The organism is Frankia sp. CcI156 (assembly GCF_001983015.1).
Classification (GTDB): Bacteria; Actinomycetota; Actinomycetes; order Frankiales; family Frankiaceae; genus Frankia; species Frankia casuarinae.
In genome coordinates, this window is record NZ_MOMD01000024.1 from 1 (window position 1) to 4,624 (window position 4,624).

The following is a 4,624-nucleotide window of genomic DNA, read 5'->3' on the forward strand; positions in this document are numbered from 1 at the left end:
TCGGATCCCATGGCACCGCGTCGTAGCGGCGGGTAAGCGTCGTCATGAGCCATTCGGATCCCGCGAAGAGGTGGCCGTCGATGGCCGGACGGGCGCGATCCCGCGTGAGTTGGTGACGAAGGCGGCCTCGGCCCGCCAGATCCGCCAGTCGCACGGGGGCCCGTACGCTGGGCGGRCCGCCGTCCGCCGGTGCCTGCTCCAACAGCGTCATGGTGACTCCGCGCAGGGCGGGAGCGTCCRGCCAGACGATCATGTTGCCATCGAAGAAACCGATGTTGGTCATTGCGCCCTCCGCGACGAGCCCRCCGGGGGCGGTCAACAGGGCGTCGTCGTAGCCGTCACGGCGGACGAGCCGGCCGTGCTGGATCTGCGCGAACGTCCCGAGATGCTTGAGGTGGGCGAACGGGCGCAGGTACGGCACTGACCGCAGCCGTTGTGGGGTGGTCGGCATGGTTGCCGGTTCGCCGATCGCGACAATGACGCRCACCCCTGCGCCGTCCGGCTGCTCGGTGACGACAATCCGGACCGTGGCATCCAGCGTGGYGGCGGCTGTCGCCGTGGCCTCGGAGYCGGCGGCGGCCGTCTCGGTGGCGTACAGTGCCTGCCGGATGCGGTGGCGAACCAGCTCGCCGTCCAGAGGCTCGCCGTAGAGCTCCTGGTTCGCCTCATTCAGCCGGGYGAGATGCCACCGCAGGCCCCGGGCCCGACCGGCTCGCACCTGCAGCACTGTGAAGTGGCCGTGGGGGAGCAGGGCTAGGCGGTGTGGCTCATCGAGGGGAACGGGGTGCCCGTCGATTTCGACGCGTCGAAGTGTGGGAGTGACCACCTTGGCCACGATAGTGACCCGCCGGCGGGCGGCGGTTCCGTGGGCTGGGCCGTCCGTGGCTGGGCCGTCACGCGCGATGTTCCGGTTGCGTCGCCCACGGAACCGCCGCCGTGTCGTCTTCGCTAGCGTGCTCGTGCGTGCTGCCGACAGGCTGCCGCCCACGAACGCCAACACGAACGCAAAGGAGTGTGGCTATGTCCGATCTTGCCGTCGATTCCACGGCCGACCCGGCGAAACTCGTCAGCGGTCTGCCCGCTATGTCGGAGCGTGAGGTCTCCGACCTGCTGGGTGGGCCGGCCGGTGACGCGGTGCTGGACGAGGTCTTCCGGCAGATGCGCGACACCTTCCGCCCAGAGCAGGCACAAGAAGAGAACGCTCTGGWCCGATTCGTGCTCAACGGTGGACCGGGCGGCGCCGTGCGCACCTACGAGCTGCGGGTCGCCGACGGTGTCTGCACTCTGGCGACACCGCCCGCCACCGGGACCCCGAGTGAATCCKCGGGGGAGCAGACGCTGACCATTATCACGGATCGTGTCCGCTTCGTTCGGGTGGTCTCCGGTCAGGCCAGCGGGGCCAAGCTCTTCCTCACCAGAAAGATCAAGATTGATGGTGACCTGAAGTTCGGAGGCAGGATCCTGTCTTGGTTTGAGATCAAGAAGGAGAGCTGACCGGCGGCGGTCCCCACCGGTGCCGCCACGATGAGGTGCCGGCTGGTGCGGCCGGTGCTGGACGTTCGGGAGTACGAGTTGCCCGCCGGGGCCGACATGGCCGCTCTGTGCCGTCGCGCCGAGGAGGTCAGCTGGGAAGGCCAGCCGAGGAGGCCATGAGCGGACGGGTCGGCGACGTCGTTCAACCGGCGCCGGCTCGCCCCTCACAGGGCGAACTCGGCGGTGTTCAGGCCGAGGGCGAGGGCGGCCTCCCGCACCACGGCCCGCTCGCTGGCGACGAACTCGCCGTCAACCAGGCCGATCACCTGCCCGATGCGCACCACGGCGGCGGCTTCCGTCGCCCGCCCCCGCACCTTGGCGATGTCGGCCAGCGCGGCCTGTTTGCCGGCGGCGAAGTCTGCGGTGAGACGGCTCAGATGTTCATCGAAGAGCCGTTCCACGTCCTGTTCGGGAAACTGGGACATCACCGGATCCGTGGCGATGAAGCCGAGTAGTCCCTCGCGTTCCGCCGGATCGATGCGACCATCGGCCGCGGTGACGAGGGCACAGATCGCCACGGCGGCGTCCCGGAAAGTGAGGCTGCGCAGCTCCTCCCGACGGGCGAACAGCTGCGCGCGCAGTGAGGCCAGGGAGGGCAGCCGCCGGTTGCCGACGGCGGGATCGAGGCCGCGCCAGAGCGGCCAGCCTTCGGCGAGCCAGCGACGTACCACCTCGGCCATCGATAGCGGGCGCAGGCGTGTCGCGAGGAGCACGTTGATGTTAACCGGAACCAGCGTGTGCTCCCCCCAGCGTGACGGCGTCGGGATGTCGGACGGCCAGAAGCCGGCGAACATGATACTGAGCACGTGATCGGTTGCGGATTCAGGTGAGTGGCCGGTGATGGTTCCGTCGTGCTCGACCGCCCCGATGAACTGCCGGGAGATCGTCCGAGGGCCGGCGAGGCGGCCTACCTGCCGTTCGAGAGCGTCGTCCGTGCTCTCTCCCGCCGCCACCGGACCGCCCGGAAGGACATGCCAGGCTTCTCCCGGCGGGCGAGCGARGAGAATGCGGTCGTCAATCCGTACGAGAAGCCGAACATCAAGCCGAATAGCAGCCTGCAAAGGCATACCGAAAGCCTCCTGAAGACGCACGGCACAAGGCGGGTTACGCGCAGRCACCATCATCCACCAGATGGCGGAGCGAGTGGACGCGGCGGTCCGGAACTACTCATCTGCGCTGCCGGCGTGACCGCTCGGTCCGGGTGCCGCGTGCCGCCGTAGACCGCCGGGCGTCGCGCAGGTCCGCGGCCAGTGGTGGGGTGGGATCGGCCAGTCTCGGAAGGATGATGGTGTCTGTGGCGGCTAGGACGTCGAGCCGTCCGGACCTTAGCGCCGAGGCGTGGGCGCGGCGCCACCGGATCCGTATCCAGACCGTCCGCGCCCGATCCTAGGCCGATCCTGAGAGGCATACCGTGACCAAGTTTCTGCTCAGCGTGCATGTCCTGGCCGCGATCCTCGCGATCGGACCGGTCACCGTGGCCGCCAGCATGTTCGCCCCGGCTGCGCGCCTGGCGCTGACCTCCCCGGGCGACGAGCGTGCTGCCGGGATCGTCCGCGTGCTGCACCGGATCTGTGGCGTCTACTCCGCGCTCGGCCTCGTCGTACCGATCTTCGGGTTCTTCACCGCGCAGAGCCTGGGGGATGAAAGCTGCTGCCGAATCAGCGTCCGATGGCGTCTGATGGCCTCTGATGGCGTCGTATGATGTTCGTGTGAACCTTAAGGAGTGGGCCGCCGCGAACGGCGTCGGGTACACCACGGCGCGGCGCTGGTACCGCGACGGCCTGCTCCCGGTCCCTGCCCGCAAGGTCGGTGGGCTGGTACTCGTCGACGAACCCACCGTGCCGGCCGGGCGCCCCGTCGCGGTGGTGTACGCCCGGGTGTCGTCCGCTGACCAGAAGCCGGACCTTGACCGGCAGGTCGCCAGGATCGTCACCTGGGCGGCCAGCCAGAACCTGGCTGTCGGCAGGGTCGTGACCGAGGTCGGGTCGGCGCTCAACGGTCATCGGCGGAAGTTCCTCGGCCTGCTGCGCGACCCGGCCGTGGCGACGATCGTCGTCGAGCACCGGGACCGGTTTGCCCGGTTCGGCGCCGAGTATGTCGAGGCGGCGCTGTCGGCGCAGGGCCGGCGGCTGCTGGTCGTCGACCCGGGCGAGGTCGACGACGACCTGGTGGGCGACGTCACCGAGATCCTGACGTCGCTGTGCGCCCGGYTGTACGGTCGYCGGGCCGCSGYGAACCGKGCCRCSCGYGCSGTCGCCGCCGCCACCGAGGCWGSCGARTGACGACGYTSCAGGCGTACCGSTTCGCCCTCGACCCGAACSASGCCCASCTSGCCGGYMTSSSCCGCCACGCCGGGGCGKCSMGGTTCGYCTACAACTGGGGCCTGGCCCGGGTGAAGGCSGCGCWCGCSCAGCGYGACGCCGAGCAGWSCTACGGSCTGACSGGCGACSYGCTCACCSCSGTSCCGTGGACGCTSCCCGCGCTGCGSCTSSSSTGGAACSMGGTSAAGMRSGACRTYGCCCCMTGGTGGRRCGAGTGCTCGAAGGAGGCGTTCCGCGCCGGGCTCGACCAGCTTGCCCGCGGGTTGAAGAACTTCACCGACTCCCGGCAAGGGAAGCGGAAGGGCCGGCGGGTCGGCTTTCCCMGGTTCAAGAAGCGGGGAAAGGCCCGTGACTCGTTCCGGTACACCACCGGCGCCTACGGCCCGGCTGACGAGACCTACGTGAAGCTGCCCCGGATCGGGCGGGTGAAGGTCCACGAGCCGATGGGCGCCCTGACCGGCCGGYTGGCCGACGGACGKGCSCGRCTGYTCGGCGTGACCGTGTCCCGGACTGCTGACCGCTGGTTCGTGTCGTTCACCGTCGAGGTCGACCGCGACGTTCCCGAGCGGCCGTCGCGACGGCAACGCGCGGGCGGCCCGGTGGGCGTCGACCTCGGCGTGAAGCACCTCGCYGTTCTGTCGACCGGGCAGACCGTTCCCAACCCGAAGCACTACCAGCGGGCCGAACGGCGACTGCGCCGGGCGTCGCGGGCCCACGCCCGGTCGAAGCCGGGCAGCGCTGGGCGGCGGCAGCGCGCCGCCCAGCTCGCG

5 protein-coding genes and 1 pseudogene are annotated in these 4,624 nt (G+C 70.1%); 4 read left to right on the top strand and 2 right to left on the bottom strand.

What is annotated here, in order from left to right; all coding sequences use genetic code 11:
- The coding region (locus CcI156_RS11120; protein ID WP_076805550.1) for an aminotransferase class IV at window positions 1-835 on the bottom strand (835 nt) is incomplete at its 3' end.
- A 185-nt stretch (window positions 836-1,020) separates the two neighbouring features.
- On the opposite strand from CcI156_RS11120, the gene CcI156_RS11125 reads away from it, so the two are divergent.
- Window positions 1,021-1,494, top strand: a complete 474-nt coding sequence (locus CcI156_RS11125; RefSeq protein ID WP_076805548.1) for an SCP2 sterol-binding domain-containing protein — start codon at window positions 1,021-1,023, stop codon at window positions 1,492-1,494.
- A gap of 203 nt (window positions 1,495-1,697) precedes the next feature.
- On the opposite strand, the gene CcI156_RS11130 is transcribed toward CcI156_RS11125, so the two are convergent.
- Window positions 1,698-2,600 carry a TerB family tellurite resistance protein gene (locus CcI156_RS11130; RefSeq protein WP_076805551.1) on the bottom strand — a complete coding sequence of 301 codons (903 nt, stop codon included), beginning with the start codon at window positions 2,598-2,600 and terminating at the stop codon, window positions 1,698-1,700.
- A 344-nt stretch (window positions 2,601-2,944) separates the two neighbouring features.
- Between CcI156_RS11130 and CcI156_RS11135 the strand changes: the two are divergent.
- The 3 genes and pseudogenes from CcI156_RS11135 to CcI156_RS11145 all read left to right on the top strand — a co-directional run.
- Window positions 2,945-3,172: pseudogene (locus CcI156_RS11135) on the top strand (protease); the annotation flags it as partial.
- 70 nt (window positions 3,173-3,242) lie between these two features.
- Window positions 3,243-3,815: an IS607 family transposase gene (locus tag CcI156_RS11140; RefSeq protein ID WP_076805549.1), complete on the top strand. Its 573-nt coding sequence runs from the start codon at window positions 3,243-3,245 to the stop codon at window positions 3,813-3,815.
- Window positions 3,812-4,624 (top strand): RNA-guided endonuclease TnpB family protein (locus CcI156_RS11145; RefSeq protein ID WP_139341479.1); only part of this gene is annotated, 813 nt, incomplete at its 3' end. The genes CcI156_RS11140 and CcI156_RS11145, both read left to right, overlap by 4 nt.